The following is a 439-nucleotide window of genomic DNA, read 5'->3' on the forward strand; positions in this document are numbered from 1 at the left end:
TCTCATCGGTGTCCGCACCATGGCTGGCGCCGGGCGGCTTGCCGTCGATGGTCACCTGGAAGCGCACCGCCTGCCCATTGGCCGCCGGGCCGAGCACGAGGTGCAGGTCGCGGGCATGGAAGCGGTAGGCGATGGTGCCGTTGGCGCGGTCAAGTGTCCCTTGCTCCGCTTCCACGGTCCAGCGGCCAGACAGCCCCCAGCTATTCAGGTCCAGCTTGCCGACCGTGTAGTCGCGCGCCGCATCGGGCCGCAGGCCGCCGGGGGAGGCAAAGTTGGTGGCCTGCTGGTAGCCGACATAGGTCTCGCCCGAGCGCACGTTGTTCAGGTCAGGCATGGCCTGCGCACCGCGCGCCTCCGGCGCAACCAGTCCCGTGGCCACCGACTTGTCGCCGGCCTCCGCAAGCAACGCTTGAATCACACGTTCCGAGGTCGCATAGCC

General features: G+C 69.0%; 1 pseudogene. It reads right to left on the reverse strand.

What is annotated here, in order from left to right:
- A pseudogene (locus tag AB4Z42_RS28410) lies at positions 1-439 on the reverse strand (hypothetical protein); the annotation flags it as partial.

The sequence above is a fragment of the Mycobacterium sp. 2YAF39 genome, from assembly GCF_052114565.1.
Lineage (GTDB): Bacteria > Actinomycetota > Actinomycetes > Mycobacteriales > Mycobacteriaceae > Mycobacterium.